The 22844-nt window shown below is 39.5% G+C and carries 23 protein-coding genes and 1 pseudogene; 12 read left to right on the top strand and 12 right to left on the bottom strand.

Annotation, left to right across the window (positions count from 1 at the left end; genetic code table 11):
- Nucleotides 1-135 precede the first annotated feature (135 nt).
- The 6 genes from ACFPOH_RS09050 to ACFPOH_RS09075 all read right to left on the bottom strand — a co-directional run bounded on the left by ACFPOH_RS09050 (nucleotide 136) and on the right by ACFPOH_RS09075 (nucleotide 5512).
- Nucleotides 136-1320 (bottom strand): NAD(P)/FAD-dependent oxidoreductase, encoded by a 1185-nt coding sequence (locus ACFPOH_RS09050; protein WP_342580575.1) that lies wholly within the window; start codon nucleotides 1318-1320, stop codon nucleotides 136-138.
- 37 nt (nucleotides 1321-1357) lie between these two features.
- Entirely contained in the window at nucleotides 1358-1780 is a 423-nt protein-coding gene (locus tag ACFPOH_RS09055; protein WP_390309452.1) for a DUF1641 domain-containing protein, read from the bottom strand.
- 443 nt (nucleotides 1781-2223) lie between these two features.
- Nucleotides 2224-2772, bottom strand: a complete 549-nt coding sequence (locus ACFPOH_RS09060) for an isoprenylcysteine carboxyl methyltransferase family protein (RefSeq protein ID WP_390309453.1) — start codon at nucleotides 2770-2772, stop codon at nucleotides 2224-2226.
- A gap of 1 nt (nucleotide 2773) precedes the next feature.
- The gene (locus tag ACFPOH_RS09065) at nucleotides 2774-3856 is read right to left on the bottom strand and encodes a type III polyketide synthase (protein WP_342470995.1); all 1083 of its coding nucleotides are present in this window, start codon (nucleotides 3854-3856) and stop codon (nucleotides 2774-2776) included.
- A 72-nt stretch (nucleotides 3857-3928) separates the two neighbouring features.
- Nucleotides 3929-4609 carry a hypothetical protein gene (locus ACFPOH_RS09070; protein ID WP_390309454.1) on the bottom strand — a complete coding sequence of 227 codons (681 nt, stop codon included), beginning with the start codon at nucleotides 4607-4609 and terminating at the stop codon, nucleotides 3929-3931.
- 141 nt (nucleotides 4610-4750) lie between these two features.
- Nucleotides 4751-5512 (bottom strand): MerR family transcriptional regulator, encoded by a 762-nt coding sequence (locus tag ACFPOH_RS09075; RefSeq protein ID WP_342580572.1) that lies wholly within the window; start codon nucleotides 5510-5512, stop codon nucleotides 4751-4753.
- A 145-nt stretch (nucleotides 5513-5657) separates the two neighbouring features.
- Here ACFPOH_RS09075 and ACFPOH_RS09080 point away from each other — a divergent pair, with 145 nt between their 5' ends.
- From ACFPOH_RS09080 to ACFPOH_RS09095, 4 genes and pseudogenes are all read left to right on the top strand, one after another.
- Entirely contained in the window at nucleotides 5658-6293 is a 636-nt protein-coding gene (locus ACFPOH_RS09080) for a GntR family transcriptional regulator (RefSeq protein ID WP_208651380.1), read from the top strand.
- Nucleotides 6294-6446: 153 nt separating this feature from the next.
- The gene (locus tag ACFPOH_RS09085) at nucleotides 6447-7649 is read left to right on the top strand and encodes a quaternary amine ABC transporter ATP-binding protein (RefSeq protein WP_390309455.1); all 1203 of its coding nucleotides are present in this window, start codon (nucleotides 6447-6449) and stop codon (nucleotides 7647-7649) included.
- Nucleotides 7642-8492 (top strand): annotated as a pseudogene (locus ACFPOH_RS09090) (ABC transporter permease). Before ACFPOH_RS09085 ends, ACFPOH_RS09090 begins: the two are co-directional and overlap by 8 nt.
- A gap of 18 nt (nucleotides 8493-8510) precedes the next feature.
- A complete protein-coding gene (locus tag ACFPOH_RS09095; RefSeq protein ID WP_390309456.1) occupies nucleotides 8511-9383 on the top strand; it encodes a glycine betaine ABC transporter substrate-binding protein in 873 nt (290 codons plus the stop codon).
- Nucleotides 9384-9573: 190 nt separating this feature from the next.
- On the opposite strand, the gene ACFPOH_RS09100 is transcribed toward ACFPOH_RS09095, so the two are convergent.
- Nucleotides 9574-10017: a hypothetical protein gene (locus ACFPOH_RS09100; RefSeq protein WP_342471001.1), complete on the bottom strand. Its 444-nt coding sequence runs from the start codon at nucleotides 10015-10017 to the stop codon at nucleotides 9574-9576.
- Nucleotides 10018-10137: 120 nt separating this feature from the next.
- On the bottom strand, nucleotides 10138-11808 hold the full coding sequence (gene nagZ / locus ACFPOH_RS09105) for a beta-N-acetylhexosaminidase (protein ID WP_390309457.1): 1671 nt from the start codon (nucleotides 11806-11808) through the stop codon (nucleotides 10138-10140).
- 215 nt (nucleotides 11809-12023) lie between these two features.
- Between nagZ and ACFPOH_RS09110 the strand changes: the two genes are divergently transcribed.
- The 5 genes from ACFPOH_RS09110 to ACFPOH_RS09130 all read left to right on the top strand — a co-directional run bounded on the left by ACFPOH_RS09110 (nucleotide 12024) and on the right by ACFPOH_RS09130 (nucleotide 15607).
- Nucleotides 12024-12692 carry a nuclease-related domain-containing protein gene (locus tag ACFPOH_RS09110; protein WP_342462946.1) on the top strand — a complete coding sequence of 223 codons (669 nt, stop codon included), beginning with the start codon at nucleotides 12024-12026 and terminating at the stop codon, nucleotides 12690-12692.
- Nucleotides 12693-12718: 26 nt separating this feature from the next.
- Entirely contained in the window at nucleotides 12719-13564 is an 846-nt protein-coding gene (locus ACFPOH_RS09115; protein WP_342471004.1) for a putative RNA methyltransferase, read from the top strand.
- A gap of 70 nt (nucleotides 13565-13634) precedes the next feature.
- Nucleotides 13635-14237: a lysophospholipid acyltransferase family protein gene (locus ACFPOH_RS09120; RefSeq protein WP_342471005.1), complete on the top strand. Its 603-nt coding sequence runs from the start codon at nucleotides 13635-13637 to the stop codon at nucleotides 14235-14237.
- A gap of 43 nt (nucleotides 14238-14280) precedes the next feature.
- On the top strand, nucleotides 14281-14760 hold the full coding sequence (locus tag ACFPOH_RS09125) for a low molecular weight protein-tyrosine-phosphatase (RefSeq protein WP_342471006.1): 480 nt from the start codon (nucleotides 14281-14283) through the stop codon (nucleotides 14758-14760).
- 127 nt (nucleotides 14761-14887) lie between these two features.
- Entirely contained in the window at nucleotides 14888-15607 is a 720-nt protein-coding gene (locus ACFPOH_RS09130) for a YebC/PmpR family DNA-binding transcriptional regulator (protein ID WP_342471008.1), read from the top strand.
- Between the two features lie 197 nt (nucleotides 15608-15804).
- On the opposite strand, the gene ACFPOH_RS09135 is transcribed toward ACFPOH_RS09130, so the two are convergent.
- On the bottom strand, nucleotides 15805-16308 hold the full coding sequence (locus ACFPOH_RS09135) for a hypothetical protein (RefSeq protein ID WP_342471009.1): 504 nt from the start codon (nucleotides 16306-16308) through the stop codon (nucleotides 15805-15807).
- 234 nt (nucleotides 16309-16542) lie between these two features.
- On the opposite strand from ACFPOH_RS09135, the gene ACFPOH_RS09140 reads away from it, so the two are divergent.
- Nucleotides 16543-17622 carry an AI-2E family transporter gene (locus ACFPOH_RS09140; protein WP_342471010.1) on the top strand — a complete coding sequence of 360 codons (1080 nt, stop codon included), beginning with the start codon at nucleotides 16543-16545 and terminating at the stop codon, nucleotides 17620-17622.
- 85 nt (nucleotides 17623-17707) lie between these two features.
- Nucleotides 17708-17866, top strand: a complete 159-nt coding sequence (locus tag ACFPOH_RS09145) for a hypothetical protein (protein ID WP_342471011.1) — start codon at nucleotides 17708-17710, stop codon at nucleotides 17864-17866.
- A gap of 28 nt (nucleotides 17867-17894) precedes the next feature.
- Here ACFPOH_RS09145 and ACFPOH_RS09150 read toward each other — a convergent pair whose 3' ends face one another.
- The 3 genes from ACFPOH_RS09150 to ACFPOH_RS09160 form a co-directional block, all read right to left on the bottom strand.
- Nucleotides 17895-18911, bottom strand: a complete 1017-nt coding sequence (locus ACFPOH_RS09150; RefSeq protein ID WP_342471013.1) for an inorganic phosphate transporter — start codon at nucleotides 18909-18911, stop codon at nucleotides 17895-17897.
- A gap of 22 nt (nucleotides 18912-18933) precedes the next feature.
- A complete protein-coding gene (locus tag ACFPOH_RS09155) occupies nucleotides 18934-19554 on the bottom strand; it encodes a DUF47 domain-containing protein (protein WP_342471014.1) in 621 nt (206 codons plus the stop codon).
- Between the two features lie 210 nt (nucleotides 19555-19764).
- The gene (locus ACFPOH_RS09160) at nucleotides 19765-20931 is read right to left on the bottom strand and encodes a class I SAM-dependent methyltransferase (protein WP_390309459.1); all 1167 of its coding nucleotides are present in this window, start codon (nucleotides 20929-20931) and stop codon (nucleotides 19765-19767) included.
- A 280-nt stretch (nucleotides 20932-21211) separates the two neighbouring features.
- Between ACFPOH_RS09160 and putP the strand changes: the two genes are divergently transcribed.
- Complete coding sequence (gene putP, locus ACFPOH_RS09165) at nucleotides 21212-22702, top strand: sodium/proline symporter PutP (RefSeq protein WP_342471016.1); 1491 nt, start codon at nucleotides 21212-21214, stop codon at nucleotides 22700-22702.
- Nucleotides 22703-22844: the final 142 nt, after the last annotated feature.

Below are 22844 nucleotides of genomic sequence, written 5' to 3' on the forward strand. Positions count from 1 at the left end.
TCCTTTCTTTAGAATATTTTTTGGTCAATTTCATTCTATAAAAAAGGACGATTTTTTTGTACCCTAAAAACAGAAAAAAGGGCTGAGCCGAAGGTCGATTCAATCGACTTTTCGGACAGCCCCTTTTCATATTTATTAATAAGCCAAACCGTATAATGCTTTGATATGTGATAGGTAGCGTACGTGGCTTGCTTCTTTCATTAATGAAGCTGGCAGACCTTTTAATAAAATATTGTTGCTGCCGACTGTCGCTACGCCGTCTTTGCGTCCAAGGCTTGCAAGGGTACCGGAGTTCACTGGGCTGAACTCTTTTAATTTTTGCCCTTTAATTGTGGCATAAATGTTGTAACCTGCAAATTCACCCATTTGCCATGCGTTTTGGGCAGTAGGGGCATATAATGGACGGCCTCCGCCTTCAGGAAGCGCAACGGAAGCGTCACCAACCACGAATACATCCGGATGGGATTTGGAGCGTAAGTATTCGTCAATGATGGCTTTACCGCGGTCGCATTCAAGGCCGGATTCTTGTACGATTGGCAGAGCTGCTACACCGCCTGTCCATACAAACGTATTGGCTGTGATAGTTGAGCCGTCTTTTAATGAAATCACATTGCCTTCCACGCCTGTTACAGGAAGACCTGTCAAGAATTCAACGCCGCGGGCTTCCAAAGATTTTGTTGCACGTTCAATGAGTTCATCAGGCAATACCGGCAAAATTTTTGGACCTGCTTCAATCAATTTGATTTTTAATTCGCCAGGGTCTACGGCGTATTTAGCGCAAATGTTTGGAGCGTTATCGACGATTTCACCGACAAGTTCCACACCTGTTAGACCGCCGCCGCCAATGACGATGGTTGCATCCGCTTCGTCTTTTGTTTTCGCATAAGACGCAATTTTGTTTTCAATATGATTGTAGATTTTTTTGGCGTCATCAACGGATTTCAATACCATTGAATTTTCTTCCAAGCCTGGAATGCCGAAGAAACCGGTTTGGCTGCCAAGTGCCACAACTAAGTAGTCATAGGATAAAACAGAACCGTTTGCCAAGAATACTTCTTTATTTTCAACATTAAAGGATTTTACTTCTTGGATTACTGTTTCAATATTTTTGCCTTTAAATAATTTTTTTAATGGAAAGGAGATTGCTTTTTCTGAAATTGTTCCTCCGGCTAGGCGATGCAATTCAGTAATTAATTGATGATCGGGATATTTATTGACAACTGTTATTTTTGCTTCATCTTCATTTGCATATTTACGTAAAGTTAAGGCAGTTAATAAACCACCATAGCCAGCACCTAAGATGACGATGTGTTTTGACATATTATTCCTCCGTCCTTACTTTATTAAATGACAACCATTATTGATTTTTACGTTCAGCTGAAACTTCCAAGAAGGCGTTCGCAAAGCGTAAAAGTTTTTGAACTTCCGGATTTTTTAACAGTTTTAACACGCCGAACAAGCCGATTGATTCACTGGATTCATCAGCACGATCTTTGGCTTCAATGGCAGTCTGTGCCAAGTTTTTGACTGTGCCGACAACAGGTTCGGAAACTTCTTTGATTGCGTTCACTGTATCGCTTTTTAACACTTCATCTGCCGCCACTTGTTGCGCAAAATCGTAAGCTTTTGTAAGAAGTCCCACCAATTCAGCCAGCTTTGGGAGTTGTTCTACTAAATATGTCAAGGACTCTTGCACTTCAGGTTTTAATAACTGATCGAGTAAATCTTGCTTTTCCTTGTTTACAGCGGACTCAACTTGATTCACTAATTCTTCTGACATACCCATTCTCCTTTACTTATCTTTGTGCCCATCTAAAAACAACATTTGGGAAGAAAAAACTCAACATGAAACTATGTGAAACATTTAACAAAGTTTACTACAGTTTAAATATAATACAAAAATCCGTTAAATCAAGTGCTGTTTTTACAGAGGGCAATATTGTCTTCAACAAAAAGAAATGAAAACGTTTTCCTTTTTTATCACCTTTTTATAAAAAAGAAAAGCATATCGTTTTTTGAAAATTTATAAAATTATGCCAATTATATTGCGAAATTGTTGAGTTTTTTTGAACTTTATTTTTTCCATTAATTGAATTATACGCTTTATCTATTTTAATTTCTAATATTATTTTGTTATTTGTTTTTATAAATTGATAAATAACTATCATTTTTTATTATTATGTTTACACCCAAAAAATTTATGTTGTTGAAAAAGGAAAAAATTCAGCTGGGATGCTGAATTTTTTTGTTATAGGTATATTCACCATTGGTCGCTTCTATTAATGCTTTATTTTCAATCGGTATACGTATGGATAACATGATCAAGTTGAGAACGGTGAACACAATGGCTGTGAAGTAGGCTTGGAACATCATCGGCAATAGAATGATTTCACAACATACGACCAGGTAATTCGGGTGTTTGAAAAATGCATATGGTCCCGTTTTAACGGTTTTAGCCCCGGGCAGGACAATGATTTTTGTATTCCAAAACATCCCTAGTGATGATAAACACCAAACTCTCAAAGATTGCACCAGTAAGAAGAGGAACAATAGATAGCCAAAAAAAGGGGATATTGATCGTTCAAATACAATGACTTCCACTATGAGACTGATAAAGAAACCGGCATGGAGCAAGATCATGAACGGATAATGGGAAGCCCCCGCTTCGTATGCACCAAGTTTCCGCATTTGTTTTTCATTCCGTTTTGCGATAATCAATTCGCTGATTCTTTGCAAAATGACGAAGGAGATGGTAAAAATAAAAATCTGCAACTTAATCCCTCCATTGGAGCAGTACGGCTTCCCCGCTAAATCCGGGTCCCAGAGCGACCAGTAAACCGTATGCCCCGGCTTTACCCGCAATTTTCATATATTCATCCAAAACGTATAATACGGTCGGTGAAGACATATTGCCGTTTTCTTGCAGAACTTTTTTGGAAAGGGCGGTATGGTTTTCGCTCAGTTGAAGCGCATCCTGATAGGCAAGCAGCACTTTCTTTCCCCCGGGATGAGCGATGAAATGTTCCAGATCTTTTAATGAAACGCCTGCTTCGTTGAAAAATGATTGAATAAACGGCCCAAGCCAATTTGAAATAATCGTCGGGATATCTTTTGAAAAGATGACATGAAATCCATCATTTTTTATATCCCATCCCATTACATTTTCTGAATCGGGCATCCATTTTGAAGCCGTTCGCAGAATATAGGGGATCTGTTTCCGGGTTTCCACTTCCGCTTCATCGCCGCAGACCAAAGCGCAAGCGGCACCGTCCGCAAAAAGGGAAGCTCCGACCAGGTTGCTTTTTGAATAATCATTGCGCTGAAAGGTGAGGCTGCATAATTCGACGCAGACAACGAGCACTTTTTCTTTGGGATGGGCAAGGCAATAATCAAATGCCCTACTGATGCCGGATGCGCCTCCCACACAGCCGAGACCCCAAATCGGTAACCGTTTAATCCGGTCGGAAAATTTCAGTTTGTTCATGATGCGTGCATCAATGCTGGGAGTGGAAATGCCGGTGCTGGATACAAAAAAGATGGCGTCAATTTCTTCCGTCGATATCGGCCGATTCAAAAAGATTTCATTCTGAAGGCAATTTTGAATCGCCTTCACGCTATATTCCACCGCAATTTGAATATATAATTCATTCCGTTCTTCAAAGGTATGTTCTACTTTGTGCCATTCCAACGGCACGCAAAAATGCCGGGTCTTGATTTCCCCATTTTCAAACACTTTTAATAGCCTTTCTAATCGGGGAATTTTATTTTGAAATAATGCCTTTGTAAACTGCTCAATTTCATGCTGATGGAGAGTGTATTGTGGTTTATGGGTGCTGACCGAAACAATTTTAGGCATTTGTGACCTTCCTTTTTTTATCTATCATTTCCAGGCGGTTGACCGGTTATGCAAAATCATGAAGCGCTTTTTTTACGCTTCTTTTTCTTTGCGTTTTTCATTTAATGAAAAAGTTTTTTGCAATAACTCTAAATATAGTAAAAAATAATCGATGCAATCTTTTACGAGTTCAGTATATGAGGAGAATTCCGGTCCCTTTTGATAATGTAGATAGTCATTTTTTAAGACTTCCAATAATTTTTTTGAGAATAAGTGGATATTGGTTGAATGGAATTTTTCCAAGCAGTGGATGAGACTGCTGAACAGCACCGTATCTTCCGAATCCGGGTGCTCAATGATTACAATGTCTTTTACAAGAACTTCAAGGGATTTGATATAACCGAAAAAGGCGATATCATGATTGCCGTGCAATTCCGCATGTACGGATTGGGTATATAAATTTTGAAATTTTTTTGATGTGTTTTGAATCAGGGATTCGTTTCGAAAGGTGTATTCAGGAATCGTAAATAAATATTGATTTTGGGCATTGCTCAATGCCTCGCATTTATTGACGACAAAATAATCGTTTCTGCAGGAAGGGCAAGTCAACGATAACACATGGATATGAAAACTTTTATTTTCAAACCGGTAAGTGTTTTCGACCGTTGGATGAATATCCAAATTGCAGTGAGGGCATTTGTTCAGGATTATGTATTCTCGATTGTCATAATGGTATTTAGTTTTTGTTAATTTGTTCTCCTTTTTTTGCATCATCAGGGCAAATCTCCTTTATGTGCAGTTGGTGGCATTTTCTTCAACTATTCTTTCCAAATAATTAAAAAATCATTCAAATTTTATAAAAAAATGGAAAAAAACCGCTCCGACTATTCGGAACGGCTTTTCATCAAGTTTATATTAATTTTCCTCCAAATAATGAATAACGGCGTCTCTCAAAAATTCCGCCGCCCCTTCACCTTTTTTGTCGTAGTAGGCTTTAAAACGGTCGTCTGCCACATACATTTCCACCAATCCGCGATGGGCCTCTTTTGAATAAGAGGACCAAGTGTAAGTGAGCCATTGTTTATGTTTTGCGGCCAGTTCCCGGGCAAGAGGGGAAGCAGGATCACCCGTTCTCTTAGCCTTTTCCAACAGATCAAGAATTTCTTCTGCCAGTTGTTTGAATGCCTCAAAGTCTTCTTTTGACATATTGCGGAATTTATTATTGGACCCGTTGACTGCATCGTCGCCGTACTTTTGACGGATTTCTCCGCCGTATTTTTGTTCATTTTCTTCTATTAACCGCTCTTTGAAAGCTTCAAATTTTTCTTCATTATTCATTGTCATCTCTCCTTTTTCATGGGCGATCGTTTTTTTCACAGAATCGATCAAGTTGTCCAGTCGGGATCTCTTTTTCATCAGCTGTGCCAAGTGGCTTTCCAAAGCTTTGAGTGAATCAAAGTTTGGGTCATTCATGATGGATAAGATTGTTTCAATACTGACGCCCAATTCCCGGAAAAATAAAATTTGTTGCAACCGGTCGACTTCTTCTTGGCCATAAATCCGGTAGCCGGAGCTGTTGATTCTTTTCGGTTTCAATAAGTTGATTTCATCGTAGTATCGCAACGTTCTTGTACTGATTCCTGCCAATTTCGCTAATTGGCTGATCGTGTATTCCATTGAAATCCCTCCTGACAATCTCATCTTAAAGGTTGACGCAACGTAAAGGTCAATAGAAAAATCAAAATAATGAAGAAAAACTGGCTACAAAATTCAGCATGGATTATATTTAAATTTGTAGTGAAGGAATGAAAGGTTGTCGAAAATGGAAAATAAAGATTTAAAAATTGTGAAGCAGCCAAAATATCAAAAGATTGCCGCCGATATCGCCTCCAAAATTGTAGAAGGCAAATATACCATTGGTGAAAAAATTTACGCCAGATCTTCCCTTGCCAGCCAGTACGGGGTTTCAGCGGAGACGGCAAGAAGAGCAATCGCTGTTCTTCAGGATTTGGAGATTGTGGAAGCGACAAAGGGCAGCGGTGTTGTCATCAAGTCTTACGAAAAAGCGGCAAATTTTATTAAACAATTTTTGGATGTCGAATCCATTCATCAAATTCAGTTGGAGATGTTTGAAAGCATTGATCGGCAAAAAGAAGAGCTGGAAAAGTTGAAAGAGATTACCGAAAGATTGGTCAGCCGTACGGAACGATTTCGTTCAATCAATCCTTTTGTTCCTTTCCATATTGAAATAAAAGGGGATTCTCCGTACTTGTCCAAGACCATTGGGGAAATCAATTTTTGGCACCACACAATGGCAACCATTGTCGGTATTCGAAGAGGAGAAGAATTGATCATTTCACCGGGACCCTATGCAACCATTGAAATGGATGATGTAATCTACTTTATTGGTAATGACGAATCCTTGGAAAGGGTTCAAAAATTTCTATTTCCTAATTAATCAGGGCTTACAAAAGCAAATTTGAGCTTTTGTGAGCCTTTTCTATTAATTTTTAGCAGATTTTGAGAGTGGTAATTTGACTAAAGTAACAACTTATTGTTATCATAGAGTTGTTACTTTTTCCGGTAGCTGGTTTGCTGAGAGGTGATGAACATGGAAAAAATTAAAGTGGAACATGTGACGAAAATATTTGGGAAACATGTGAATGCTGCCTTAAAACTTGTAAAACAGAAAAAGCGCAAGACGGAAATATTGAACGAAACCGGTGCGACAATCGGGGTATACGATGCAAATTTCACGGTGAATGAAGGTGAAATTTTTGTCATTATGGGACTATCCGGAAGCGGTAAGTCGACATTGATCCGTTTGTTAAACCGGTTGATTGAACCTACAAGTGGAAACATCTACATCGATGGTCAAAATATATCGAAGTTGAATAAAAGGGAATTAAGAAACATCCGAAGAGACAAAATGAGCATGGTATTCCAGAACTTTGGTTTATTTCCTCATCGAACGATTTTACAAAATACGGAATATGGCCTCGAAGTGAAGGGAGTACCAAAAAAGGAAAGACGATTGAAAGCAGAAAAGGCTTTAGACAATGCCGGTTTATTGGCTTATAAGGACCAGTATCCAAGTCAATTGTCAGGCGGTATGCAACAGAGGGTCGGTCTTGCAAGAGCCCTTGCAAATGATCCAGACATATTATTGATGGATGAAGCTTTTTCTGCTCTCGATCCACTCATTCGGAAAGAAATGCAGGATGAATTGTTAGAACTGCAACAAAAAATGAAAAAGACGATTGTCTTTATTACCCACGACTTAAATGAAGCTCTTAGAATAGGGGATCGCATTGCATTGATGAAGGATGGACAAATCATCCAAATTGGAACAGGAGAAGAAATATTGACAAATCCGGCAAACGATTATGTTCGAAGCTTCACGGAAGATGTGGATCGTTCAAAAGTGTTGACGGTGGAAAACGCCATGATACGGCCTGTGTCCATCAATATTGAAGCGGACGGTCCAAAAGTCGCTTTACAGCTGATGAGGGAGGAAAAAGTGAGCGTCATTTTGGCTGTTGATAAGCAAAGAAATTTCAAAGGTTATATTACAGCTAGTGATGCTCACGAAGCTTCAAAACGGGGTGAAAAGCATCTTCATGGAATATTGAGGCAAGATATGTTGACCGTTTCACCAGATACGTTAATCCAAGATGTATTAAGCCCGATTTCCGATTCGTCGACACCGATTGCTGTTGTAAAGGACGAGAAACTTATGGGCGTATTGATAAGAGGAGTCGTTATTGAAGCGTTATCTGCATCGAACAGAAGTGGAGGTGTTGACGATGAATAAAATGTTGGATTCGATTCCTTCACTCCCGATTGCCGATTGGATTGAAACGTTGATGGATTGGCTGACGGAAAATTTTGCATCCATGTTCAGTTTCATTCAAAAAACGGGCAAGAATTCAATGGAATCCTTTACTGATTTATTGTTATATATTCCACCCATTGTATTTATCTTGATTGTTGCAATCATCGCATTTTTTGCGACGAAAAAAAATTTGGTTTAGCTGTATTTTCGGTTGTAGGGTTGTTGTTTATTTATAATCAGGGACTTTGGAAAGAATTGATGAACACCGTCACTTTGGTGGTATTTTCAAGTATTTTCGCCATCCTGATAGGCATTCCCATTGGTATTTTAATGTCAAAAAGCAGAGTGGCGGACAACATCATTAAGCCGATTTTGGATTTCATGCAAACCATGCCGGGGTTTGTATATTTAATCCCGGCTGTCGCCTTTTTCGGCATTGGTGTTGTTCCAGGGGTATTTGCATCGGTTATATTCGCATTGCCGCCTACCGTAAGATTTACGAATTTAGGAATTCGCCAAGTACCGAAAGAACTGGAAGAAGCGGCGGATTCCTATGGAAGCACGGGATGGCAGAAGCTGTTCAAGTTGGAACTTCCATTGGCCAAATCGACCATTATGGCAGGGATCAATCAAACGGTGCTTTTATCATTATCGATGGTCGTAATTGCATCGATGATCGGTGCACCTGGATTGGGCCGCGATGTGCTGTCCGCATTGCAAAGGGCACAAGTTGGAAACGGATTTGTTGCGGGGATCAGTCTGGTGATTTTCGCCATAATCATCGACCGTTTAACGCAAAGCTTGAATAAAAAGAAATACTGATCAGGGAGGAAGATTTTTATGAAAATAAGGAAGCTCATGTTAATTGTTTTTGCAATAGGCCTCCTATTGGCCGCATGTGGGGGAAATGAGGGTGAAGGCACTTCCAAAAAGGAAGAGAAAGCCATCAACTTGGCCTATGTCGAGTGGGATTCGGAAATTGCATCCACCCATGTGATTGGAAAAGTGTTGGAGGATTTAGGTTATGATGTAACACTGACACCATTGGACAACGCCATTATGTGGGAAGCGGTTGCCAATGGGGAAGCCGATGCATCCGTAGCGGCTTGGCTACCGGTGACCCATGGTGCCCAATATGAAGAATATAAAGAGGATATTGTCGACTTGGGGGAAAACTTGACAGGTGCCAAAATCGGATTGGTGGTTCCATCCTATATGGATGATGTCAATTCGATTGAAGATTTATCAAAACATGCAAATATGCAAATCACTGGAATCGAATCGGGTGCCGGTGTGATGCAGGCAACGGAAAGAGCCCTTCAAGAATATGCCAATTTAAAGGACTGGGAATTGGTTCCATCATCATCAGGTGCGATGGCGGTCGCTTTGGGAGAAGCGATCAAAAAGGGCGAAGAGATTGTTGTAACTGGATGGACGCCTCACTGGAAATTTGCAAAATACGATTTGAAATATTTGGATGATCCAAAAGGGGTATTTGGCGGGGAAGAATCCATTCATACCTTTGTGAGAAAAGGGTTGGAAGAAGACATGCCGGAAGCTTATCAAGTGTTGGACAAGTTCCACTGGACAACCGATGATATGGAAGCGGTCATGCTTGATATATCGAATGGCATGAGTCCGGAAGAAGCAGCGGGCAAATGGGTGGAAGAAAATGCGGAAAAAGTCGCTGAATGGACGTCAGGAAATAAATAAGGGAAAGAATTTCAAAAAGAGCGGATGAAGCGTTTCATTCGCTCTTTTGTATGGGAGGAAGAATATTTATTTGGGAAGGTTGAGAGTTCCCCACGGATGTTTGGTCCTTATACAAGGAATTCTGCATTCATTGTTGTGAATGAAAAATAAGCAGGCTGCCTGGAAAGCGAATTTTCCGGGCAGCCCGTTTTCATTTTCCGTTTTCATCATATCCAACTACGGTCCAAATGCCTGATTCCTCTTGCCGAATGAGCCTTTTTAAATAAACGGTATGGATATTTGTATCTGGATCATTTACTTCTACAATCGCCACTTCATTATCGCTGTGAAGCAATTTTAAATTGTTCAGTTCAATTGGATACTCCCCTTCAATGCCGCTTGGCGAAATTTGCAGGCTGACGAACACTTGGGTTGTTGCAACAGGATCGAGCCTCCAAGGGGAATGCCCTTTATCGACGCTTTTTTGAGTGTTTTTTTCCACTTCTACATTATATTGAACTTCCACTTGAGGAGAAATTTCCTTCGCTGATACCGGAAACATGATGTTTTCGTATATTCCAACACTTTCCAATTCAAAGGTCAGCTCCGTTGATTCTAAGTAGGCCGGAATTGCATTGTAATCCATGATTTCCACAGTGAAAACCTCCGTCCTTGTATTGGATGATTTCTAGTTTCCAGAGAACGAAACATTGAATAAACATTTTTACATTGATTCTGGATTTTAGCTTTATTATTTACAAATTAGAAAAAAATATTAATTATACTTGTCAAGAATTGTATGAATTTCTTTGTTCAATTCTTCAATGCTGGCATATTCCACCGATGAATGCGTTAGCTGATATTTTTCCTTCAGACGGAGAATCCGAATGACGCTTTCGTTGATTTGTTGCTCGGAAATTTCGCCGCGCTCGACGGCGGAAATAAGCCGGTTAAGAACGGAAGCTATTTTTTCTTCATGATGGGCAATCAATACGATATCACTGCCGGCTTTGACAGAGGATATAGCGGCTTTTTCCAAGGAGTATTGGTTCGTAATGGCTTTCATCGTCAGATCATCCGTGATGACAACTCCGTCAAAGCCGAGGTTTTTTCTCAATAAATCGGTGATGACCGTTTTTGACATGGATGCAGGATAATGCTGATCGATTTGAGGCAGTAAAATATGGGCTATCATTACCGCATCCGCGCCGTTTTCTATTGCGTTTTTAAATGGAAGCAATTCCATTTTTTTTAATTCATTCATCGATTTGTTTACTACAGGAAGTGCCAGATGGGAATCGACGGAAGTATCGCCGTGGCCGGGAAAATGCTTAATGACAGAAATAATATTCTCAGCTTGTATGCCTTTCATGATTTGAATGCCCAAATTTGATACTGTTTCAGGGTCGTTGCTGATAGCGCGGTTGCCAATGACCGGATTATTCGGATTGCTGTTCACGTCCAAAACCGGAGCAAAATCCACGTTAAAGCCGAATGTGGATAATTGTTTTCCCAACAGTCTTCCAAAATCGTAGGCGTAAGCGGCATTGTTCTTTAATCCAATCAAATGATTGGATGGCAAAACGGCCACTTCATCCGGGAGCCGATTGATGCTGCCGCCTTCCTGGTCGATACCCAGAAAAAGCGGATATGGATTGCCGCTGTTCAAATTTTTGACTTCATTTAATAATGAAGTAATTTGACGGCTGGATTTTAAGTTTTCTTTAAGAAAGATGATGCCGCCAATTTTTCTTTCGACAACCAATTGTTTGATATGTTCGTTCGTTTGTTCTCCGGAAAAGCCGGCAAAAACCATTTGCCCGATTTTTTCTTCCAATGACATATTGGCCACTGCATTCGCGATTTTTGATGGATTATCTGCTGTAATGACGGAAATATGATGAACTTCAGGATTTGGCGAAGCTGTTGTCGGTTTCTGTAAAATCCATTTGATCAAATAATCATTATTTACGGTGTAATACAGAATGATTTGAGAAATCGTGCCATCTTCATAGTAAGTTTCCTTCTCCGGCTCTCCCAAAGTATCCAGAATATCTTGCAAATGAATAGCGGATAACCGTTCATCATAGAATCGGACATCAAAAACCAGTGGTCCATCAAATCCAAGGGACAAATGATGGGCTGGATAGTAGGCATATTCACCAACGGACGATTTTTCGGTTTTTTCAGGTGAACCCAAAATGTTTTCCACCTCTTCCCATTTCGTATTTCCTGCAATAACCGGGATATGAAACACTTTGCCCTCTTCCGCATTTTTCATAATTTGCCGGATGAGTTCTTCCGCAGTCTGTTCCTCGTTTTGTGATGGCGGGTTTTTAGGCGAATCTCCATCATTTGGGGTTTTATGGCTTCGATTCAAAGTCAACATAACGCCCAAAGCAACAATCACTATCAGTATCAGAACGGCAATGATCAGTTTCTTCATTTATCATTTTCTCCTTTTTTGTCTCTTCATTGAATTGGTTGTATGGACAAAAGAAAAGTAACAATCGACAAGGAAAGAGTGTAAAGAGATTCAATCGACAATATTTCCAAGGAAATATCAATGATTTTCGACATGTATTGAATGTTTTCATGATAACATAGCCAACATATGGGGTGTTTGGTAGAATAATGAGTAATATATAAGGAGGGACGAATATGGCAATTTTGTTTCTTACTATTTTCATTTTGATAGGAATCTTATTCGCCTTTCGTGTGTATACATATGAAAATAGTGAATTTAGGAAAATGACTGGGTATTCTTTATTTAATATTTGGACAAACCCACACATAAAAAATACATATTTATTAGTGCAATCTTTAAAATATTTACAAGGGGAATATAAATTATTATTAAACTTGGCCTTTCCAACATCGGGCGGAAAAAGAAAATTGGATGCCATTGTCATCCATGAATCGGGCATTTACGTCTTCAATATCCAACATAAAAACGGTTGGATTTATGGACGGGAACAGGATGAGCAATGGGCCCAGGCGACTAATAATAAAAATAAACTGATACCATTCGCTAATCCGATTATTGAAACGAAAAAATCGATCCTTGATTTGCAGGATCAAATCGCGAATGAAAAAAGTGATTTGTTCCACTTAGTCATTCTTTTTACGGACAATTGTTCCTTTAAGAAAATCGTTGTAAAATCAAACAATGTTTCAGTCATGAAGATAAATGAAATGAAACATTTTTGGAAAGCCGGAACGGAACAAAAGATGTCGGCACAAGAAATCGATTCGGTTTATCAAACCTTGAAACAATATACCGGCGGCCAAAACACTTCATTTCATATGAATCATGCTACAAACCATTAGAATCAACAAATTGAAAGGACATGGCAATGGAAAAACGCTCAAAACGGCAAAACAGCATTGATTATATGAAAGAAAATGATAGGCTTTTCAGCTGTCCGATTTGCAACGGAGCAATGGAGGTACTGGAACAAGGAGAAGTGGTTTGCGGCAATCGCCATAGCTTTACCATCGCAAAACAGGGGTACGTCAATTTTTTGACGAAGCCGGTCCGTTCCATGTATACGAAAAATTTGTTTGAATCGAGAAAAATGGTGATAGATGCAGGATTATACAATGAATTGCATAATCAGATTGCAAAAGTCATCGGGGATTCCGTTCAAACCATATTGGATACCGGTTGCGGGGAAGGTTCCCACTTGGTGGGAATCTGCGGGCGATTAAACAACAAAGAAGCGGTTGGTGTAGGGATCGATATTGCAAAGGAAGGGATTATGACCGCGGCAAAGTACTATGAAAAGAAAATTTGGTGTGTTGGGGACTTGGCGAGCAGCCCTTTTCGGGAACGGTCCTTTGATGTCATCCTGAATATTTTGTCACCTGCCAATTACGATGAATTTAAACGATTGCTGAAAAGTGATGGGAAAATCATAAAGGTGGTTCCCCAATCGGGATATTTGATGGAATTGCGGAAGCAAATTTTTGTCGACTCCGAAAAAGAAAACTATACCAATGAACGGACCGTCAAACGTTTTTATGAGCAATTCCCTTATGTGCAAAGACAAAGGATTACGTACAAGATGCCGATTGAAAAGGATCTGGTTCCAAGATTAATTGAAATGACGCCATTGGGATGGCATGCGGAAACAAGAGGGATTGATTTAAATGAAGTGACCATCGATCTGGAATTGCTGGTGGGGGAATGTCAACGGTGATTCGATTGAAAGAACAGGACGTTTTTTTTAAAATAGATTAATAAAACTAGATTAAGGGTAGGAATCTGCTGTGTTATATGATATCGGAGCAAAAATAGTGGGGCCGTTTCTGTCATTGAACGGTTCAAGAGCGAAAGAATTCGGCAAAGAAAATATACCGAAGGATGAAGGGTATGTTTTGGCATGTACCCACAACGGATATATTGATATTTTGAATCTGGGCCTTTCCATTTATCCCAGACAAATTCACTTTATGGCAAAGAAACAGCTGTTTGATATAAAAGGTCTGGGATGGTTGATTACGAAGTTGAACGCTTTTCCCGTTGACCGTGACAATCCGGGGCCAAGCGTCATTAAAATCCCGCTTCAATTATTGAAAAAAGGGGAAATTGTTGGTATTTTTCCGAGCGGCACCCGAACGACGAATAATAGCGAATTGAAACAAGGGGCGATCACCATTGCGCAACTTGCAAAAGCGAAAGTCGTTCCGGCGGCTTATATTGGTCCAAAAAATCTGAAGGAAGTGTTTCAACGGAAAAAAGCGTATTTGATTTATGGAAAGCCTTTTACAGTTCCTGCAGGCAAAGAGGCCAGGGAAGAATATACCGCTTTTTTGGAGAAAGAGTTTCAAAGACTAACGGAAGAACTGAAACAAAAAATAGAAATGAAATAGCACTTTCCGTCTTCGGAAGGTGCTTTTTAAAGGGGGTTATGTGATGAAACGTGTGATATTTGTGTGCTTGGGGAATATCTGCCGCTCACCGATGGCTGAAGCGGTGTTCAGGGACATGTTGAAAAAGAGAGGGTTGGAAGGCAAGATAGAAGTGGATTCGGCAGGTACAAGTTCCTGGCATGTCGGTGAACCGCCCCATTACGGCACGGTAAGTAAATTGAGGGAACATAACATTCCCACGGACGGTATCATTGCCCGTCAGTTGAAAAAAGAGGATTTTGAAAAATTTGATTATATTGTCGGTATGGATGAAAGCAATGTAAGGAATATCCGTCGATTGTTAGGTCAGCCCGACCATCCTAAAATATTCCGCTTTTTGGATTTGACAGAACACAAAAAGGATGTTCCGGATCCATATTATACAGGCGATTTCCAAGAAACATATGAATTGGTGACCGATGGATGTGAAGCATTATTGAATAAAATTTTAGAAGATATGGAAATTGGGGACCAAACATTATAAAGGTATTGCGGAGAAAAATCAAGTAGGGATTATTTTCATAATACAAATCATGTTGTATAATGGTACAGTCATATAAATTGAATGCTGATTAAATTGATATCTTAAACCAGGAAAGAGAGTGAATCCAATGGGTCGTAAATGGAACAATATTAAAGATAAAAAGGCAGAAAAAGATAAAAACACCAGCCGAATTTATGCGAAATTCGGTAAGGAAATTTATGTAGCTGCGAAAAAAGGTGATCCGGACCCAGAGTTGAACCAGGCGTTAAAAGCCGTTCTGGAAAGAGCGAAAACGTATAATGTACCGAGACATATTATTGACCGTGCTATTGAAAAAGCAAAAGGTGCGGGCGGAGAAGATTATGACGAATTGCGTTACGAAGGATTTGGCGTAGGCGGAACAATGGTGATTGTCGACGCTTTAACAAATAACGTGAATCGTACCGTATCTGAAGTGCGTGCCGCTTTCGGGAAAAACGGCGGAAACATGGGAGTGGCAGGATCCGTTTCTTATATGTTCGATCCTACAGCCGTATTTGGAATTGAAGGAAAATCCGTGGATGAAGTGTTGGAAATATTATTGGAAGCGGACATTGATGCACGGGATGTATTTGAGGAAGATGGAATGACCATTGTTTATGCGGAACCAAATCAGTTCCATGCTGCACAAGAAGCGTTCAAAGCGGCGGGAATTGAGGAATTTGCAGTAGCCGAACTTACAATGATTCCTCAAACGGAAGTAAAATTAACTGGGGAAGATAAAGCAAAATTCGAAAAAATGATTGATGCGTTGGAAGATTTGGAAGATGTGCAACGCGTCTACCACAATGCGGATTTGGAAGATTAATATTCCTGAATGTTGGAATTAATATTTCCCAACAAACAAAATTAGCAAAAGTCGCAATCAACGATACGGACTGTCATATACATCTTGATTTTATCTCAATGGATTGCGATATCCTGCCTCCTCAAAAGTATTGTCACGAATGAGGAGGCATTTTTTGTCGCTTGAAAAATTGTAAGAATTGACAGTTGTTGTCTTAGTTACGGTTGGGTAATCGTCATTTTCCGGGGAGCTGGACGATCAAAAAAAGCTTCTAAATCTTCCAATGTTAATACATGCAAAGGAATGATTCGATGGGGAATTTCCGCCATGTCGATTAAGTAATCGTCCTGGATGACTCGCCATATCTCCAATTCTCTCCATAAATTCGCATATTTCAACAAATAATAGGCGACATGTGGAATGATTTCGCTGCTGACATTAGACAGTTTATAGACATATTTTTTGTCCGATAAGTATCGGGCGTAAGGATTATGAGAGTCTTTTTCCACTAGCAGCGGGCTATTCAAAAGTTCATCCGGCAACCGGATCCAGAAAACCTTTTTGTCACGGTCGATGCCTTTTAAATCCACCCCCCGTATGGCAATTTGCTCTTCCGAAAGCCCCAATGCCAAAAGTTCGTTATAGGATTTCATCTGTTCATCTTCAAGCGCTTCTTGAAAAGTGGGCAATTTTTGATTGCATGCAATAAATTCATAAATCATGACATTCCCTCATTTCCACTGATTCTTCCCCTTTTATCTCAGTTTAGTATATAGATGGAGGGAAAAATATAGATAGCTGGAACTTTTTGTTTAATCTGGCCGTATAAAAAAATAACATTTGTTGTTTATATACATTTTTTGTAAGATAATTTTATTAAGTGAACCCCAATTTGGTACAGGTTGTATAGGGGGTGCTTATAAGTGGGTAGACTTGGATAAGGGAGTGATGGAGCGATGACAAAAAAACTATGGTTTCAAGTGGGCATTGGTATTTTAATTGCTCTACTAATTATTAAATATGTAATAGAAATACATTGGATTTTTAATCCAATTGTGATCATCATAAAAACGATTTTTGTACCTGTATTATTGAGCGGTGTACTTTTTTACATATCAGAACCTCTTCAACGCTGGCTGGAAAAAAAGGGGCTGCCAAGATGGGCAAGCATATCTACAATTGTCCTGGTTTTTGCGGGTTTGGTGACCGGATTGTTGTTGATTATCGGAAACCCGATTGCCGAACAGGTGAACCGTTTAGTGCAAAACGCGCCAAGTATAGGGGACAAAATTATGGATACAACGGATTTTATTTTGGAAAATAAAGATAATTTGCCGCCGCAAGTTGAAAACTTTATCGATTCCGTTACAAATTCCATTCAAGATATTGTAGTGGTGGGAAGCAAAAGCATTGTAAACCTGGTAAGTGGTACCGTTTCAACGATTTTTACCCTGATTTTGGTGCCGTTCTTTTATATATTCATGTTAAAGGATCATGAAAAGTTTGCACCCAATATTTATAAACTCTTTACCGGTGAACGCCGGACTTGGGTGAAAAATACATTGGAAGACATCAATGAAGTGTTGAAAAATTATGTGCAGGGACAAGTGCTCGTCAGTTTGATTCTTGCCACAATGATGCTGATCGGGTATTTGATCATCGGTCTCGAATATGCGCTATTACTTGCAATTTTCTCATTCTTCATGAACATGATCCCGTTCATCGGTCCGTGGCTCTCTCTGGCGCCGGCGATTCTTGTCGCCATCATCCAAGACCCGATTTTGGTGATTTGGGTATGTGTCATTACTCTGGTTGCTCAGCAATTGGAAAGCAATTTAATCACTCCAAATATCATGGGTAAATCTTTGGACATTCATCCATTAACGGTTATTACCATTGTACTCGCTGCAGGGAATATTGGCGGATTTGTTGCAATCATCATTGGCATTCCGACTTATGCCGTATTGAAAGTCATTGTGAAAAATATTTACGAAGAGAGAAAGAAAATTAAGGAGACTGCGACGAAAACGCTATAACAAATTCCATGCCCCGCGGGTGATGAGGTATTGTATACTAAACTGTGAAAGGCAGTCGAACGATTATTAGAAAAGGGGATTTCGAATGAGCGGAAAAAAAGCGGCAATCATTCTTATGGGCATTATTCTTTTAGTAAGTCTGTTGGTCGTTATTGCATTGACCATTTTTTACGCCGTTTATGAACCATCCATCAATCAAAGCACTCAATCTTTGGAATTCATTTCATCCAATAAAAAAATATAAACACGAGCATCAAAGCTCGTGCTTTTTTTTAGAAGAACAGATTCAAAATAAGGTAAATGCCTGCAGAGATTACAGCGGATATCGGCATTGTGATAATCCAAGTCAACACGATTTTGCGGGCAACTCCCCAATTTACCCCCTTCGCACGTTGGGCAGATCCAACCCCCATAATGGATGAAGAAATAACGTGGGTTGTTGATACAGGTAAATGAATCAATGTTGCCCCGAAGATGACCGTTGCGGATGCCAAGTCAGCTGCAGCGCCGTTGACAGGACGAATTTTCATAATCTTTGTTCCAACGGTTTTGATGATTTTGTATCCCCCGATGGAAGTACCTAATCCCATTGCAATGGCGCAGGCAATTCGCACCCATTCTTGTACTTCATTATCATGTTGCATACCTGCTGCAATTAAAGCCATTGTAATAATCCCCATGGCTTTTTGGGCATCGTTTGTACCGTGCGTAAAGGCCTGTAATGCAGCGGTGAAAATTTGCATTGTCCGGAAACCTTTGTTGGTGCGATAAAGATTCAAATTCTTAAACATCAGTTTAAACAGGGACATAAATAAAAAGCCGACAGTAAACGCAATGAAAGGAGAAAAAATTAACGCTTCCAATATCCCGATAAACCCTGAGTAATTAAGAATATCAAATCCCGCGGCAGCAATGGCCGCACCTGCGATGGATCCAATCAATGTATGGGATGAACTTGATGGGATTCCAAAATACCAAGTGGCCAAATTCCATAATATTGCTGAAAGCAATGCCGCTAAGATCACGACTGAACCGGTTGTATCATCCGGCGTCTGGTTCAGCGAAAATGGGTCAACAATATCGCTGGCAATGGCCTTTGCCACACCTACGAAAGAAATGGCCCCAAGGAAGTTCATGCTTGCAGCAAGCAATACAGCTACTCGCGGCGGAAGTGCACGGGTGGAAACAGACGTAGCAATGGCGTTTGCTGTATCATGAAATCCGTTAATAAAGTCGAATGCTAATGCACAAATCACGATTAATATTGTTATGATAAAAATGGTATCCATATCCTATTTCTCCACTCCGTTTTTACGCATTACGCATGATGATTGTTTCTAGGGTGTTTGCTACGTCTTGACAATAATCTGCAATGTCTTCTAATTGATTGTAAATATCTTTGTATTTAATTAAACGGATTGGATCTTTTTCATTTAAAAATAATTGTTTGATGGAAGAACGGGATATTTCATCACACTCACGTTCATAGTCCTTAATTAAAATAATATGGTTTCTCATGGAAGGTAAATCTTTCTTATTTAATAAGTCGATTGCGGCTACAATTTCATCTGCACTTCTTGTTATGTATTTTAGAAATGCGCGCATGTTGTCATCCAATTCAGGAATTGAGAACATTTCCAAGTGTGCAAAACATTGTTCTATACCATCTAATACATCGTCCATCTTGATTGCTAATGCTAATATATCTTCCCTTTCGATAGGCGTCATGAATGATTTGTTTAACATCACAATCAGTTCATGAATCAAATTGTCCCCATCTGTTTCATACTGTTTTACTTTGATACTTAATTCCTTTAAATCAGCCATAGAATCAACATTGAAGTCATTGGCATAATGAACTGCATCCCGCATGTTTTCTGCAATCTTGTGCAATGACGAAAAAAATGGATCTGATTTTCTTGGATTAAACATGAATGTAATGCCCCCTGATATGCGTTAGTTTATTCAAACCTTTTTTATGATAGCAAAAAATAGTCCAAAACCATAGAATAGAGGTGTCGAAAATGACAAAATTTACATTCCTGTAATATTATTTGTAACAATTTTTTCAGATGGATCAATGGAGAAAGAAAAAAGTATATTAATGGGCACAGCCACATTAATATACTTTATTATGGTTTCTCATGATATGAAATATTCTTCCAGTTCCTTTTGCAAAAACGGTTTTGCCGATAAGAAATCAATAAACCCTTTGTATCGTTCGAATTCGTGTTTGGTTGGTTTTCTGCCGGTATAATAGGCTCGGATTAATATATTTTTTGGTGTATGCTCCATATCAATGAATTCCATCAGTTGCACTTCGTATCCGACCAATTTCAGGATTTCTGCACGGATGGAATCCGTTGCTAGGGCGGCGAAGCGCTCTTTGATTAATCCATGTTGTGTCATAATTTCCAATTGGGGAGCATTCAATTGGCTGTTCAATTCATGTTGGCAGCATGGCACGCTCAAAATGACTTTAGCCCCCCATTTTACTGCGCGGGCCAACGCCATATCGGTTGCAACATCGCAAGCATGCAACGTGACAACCATGTCCACGGAAGTTTCATCATGATAATCGCTGATGTCCCCTACAAGAAACTCCAAATGGTCATATTGCAAATCTTTTGCAATCTTGTTGCATTCCTCAATCACTTCTTTTTTCAAGTCCAGGCCCGTTACTTTGATATCCAGTCCCTTCTCCATTTTTAAATAATGATATAAAGCGAAGGTTAAATAGGATTTTCCTGAACCGAAATCGAGGATCCGGATTTGCCGGTCTTTCGACAAATAATCGAGCGAATCATCAATAAATTCAAGAAAGCGGTTGATTTGGCGAAATTTATCGTATTTTTGTTTTTTCACTTTTCCATCAGGGGTTTGGACACCAAGGCGCACCAGGAACGGATATGGAGTGGATTCATCCAGCAAATAATTCTTTTTGCGATTATGGGATAAAGACACTTCTTTGATTGATTCCGTTTTCTCCTCTTTCCAGAAAACTTTATTCTTTTTCGACAATTGGACTTGTATTATGCGATCAGTGAATTGCCCATGGAATTGTCTGAATTTTTTAAAAATACTATCTAAGACTGAACAAAAATTTTCCAGTAAAACATTTTCATGCTTTAATATTCTTTCAAATTGATATTCCAGCTGAATGTGGTACTGTCCTTTAATCTCAACCGGTTTCAATTTTATCCTTTTCAGCCCGTCGGATTTTTTTCTGGGCTGACTGATTGTAGCTGAAACCAATTTTTTTTGTTGGATCAGTTCCAGCAACAGCTGCTTCATTCCATCAAATTCCATTACTATCAACCTTCTTTGATATAGGATAATCGTCATTAGTTTAACATATAATCCGTGGTTTTGAATAAGGTGGAAAGCCCATGGAAAAAATAAAGTAAAAATTTCGTATGCGGAATTTTATTAGAAAATCGAATTTTTTGAAATAATATTATATTCAAGAAACATATTCATGTGGTAAAGTAATACTATAAAATAATTTTCTAAGAATCGTCCCCTTTCCGCTGCTTTATGTATCAAAGTATTCGAAAAAGAAATAGTAAAAGAAATGGAGGAATATTTTATGCAAGAATATCACTACCAGATGCTGGCAATCGTTTTGTATATGGCCGCAATGTTATTTATCGGTTGGTATGCATTCAAAAGAACTAGCAACTTAAAAGAATTCATGTTGGGAGGCCGGGGATTAGGTCCTATTACAACTGCGTTAAGTGCCGGTGCTGCAGACATGTCCGGCTGGCTCTTGATGGGATTGCCTGGCGCGATTTATGCAGCCGGTCTAGTGGAAGCATGGATCGCCATCGGGCTGACAGTCGGACAATATTTGAACTACGTTTTAGTAGCGCCGCGTTTGCGGGTTTATACACAAGTTTCAAAAGATTCCATTACGATCCCAAGCTTTTTGGATAACCGTCTACGTGACAATACAAAATTGTTGCGAATTGCTTCAGGAATCGTCATTCTAGTATTCTTCACATTCTACGTGTCATCCGGTATGGTATCTGGAGGGAAGTTTTTCCAAAGTTCCTTCGGGCTTGATTACCACTTAGGGATGATTATTGTGGCAGCGGTAGTCGTTTTATATACACTCTTTGGCGGCTTCTTGGCGGTAAGTTATACGGATGTGGTACAAGGGACAATCATGTTCCTGGCATTGATCTTGGTTCCGCTTGTAGGTATTTTCTTTACAGGTGGTTTCGGAGATACCCACAGTGCCATCACAACTGTAAATACGGAACATTTATCTTTACTTCCGTCAACAGCGGCTGCAGCCGGAATTATTTCATCAGTCGCATGGGGTCTTGGATATTTCGGTCAACCGCACATCATCGTTCGCTTCATGGCGATAAACACGGTGAAAGAAATGAAAAGTGCCCGTCGCATTGGAATTGGGTGGATGATTCTAAGTTTGGTCGGTGCGATCTGTACAGCGCTTGTAGGGGTTGCGTATTTCCAACAAAATGGATTGACGCTTGACGATCCGGAAACCATTTTCATTGAAATGGGGCAAATCTTGTTCCATCCATTTGTTGCCGGAGTTTTATTGGCAGCCATTTTGGCGGCGATTATGAGTACAATTTCATCTCAATTAATCGTTACTTCTTCCGCTTTGATTGAGGATATTTATAAAGCATTATTTAAAAAAGACGCTTCCGACAAGCATTATGTGACAGCCGGACGATTAGCCGTTTTGGTTGTATCCATTATCGCCATGATTTTAGCTTGGAATCCAAATAACTCCATTTTGGATTTGGTAGGATTCGCTTGGGCAGGGTTCGGTTCAGCCTTTGGTCCGATTATCCTTTTGGCATTATATTGGAGAAAGCTGACGAATATCGGTGCATTAAGCGGAATGCTCGTCGGTGCCGTGGTTGCATTTATTTGGGGTCAATCTTCCACACTTTCCGGAATCATTTATGAAATGGTGCCAGGATTCTTCTCCTGCTTGATCGTTGCGTTGGTTGTAAGTTTAATCACGTATAAACCAAATCCGGAAATTGAAGAGGAATTCAATCAAACTTTGGAAGTTTTAAAAACGGAAAAAGAAAAATAATATATTATATAGAAGGAGGCTGGGACAAAACCCTCCTCTAAAATGGAAACAGCCCATGAAATGTTGGAATGAAATTTCATGGGCTATTACTATTTTTTTAATAAAAATAAGGACATCTTCTGATAAAATTTAAGTATCTACC

The sequence above is a fragment of the Ureibacillus suwonensis genome (assembly GCF_042655065.1).
Classification (GTDB): Bacteria; Bacillota; Bacilli; order Bacillales_A; family Planococcaceae; genus Ureibacillus; species Ureibacillus suwonensis.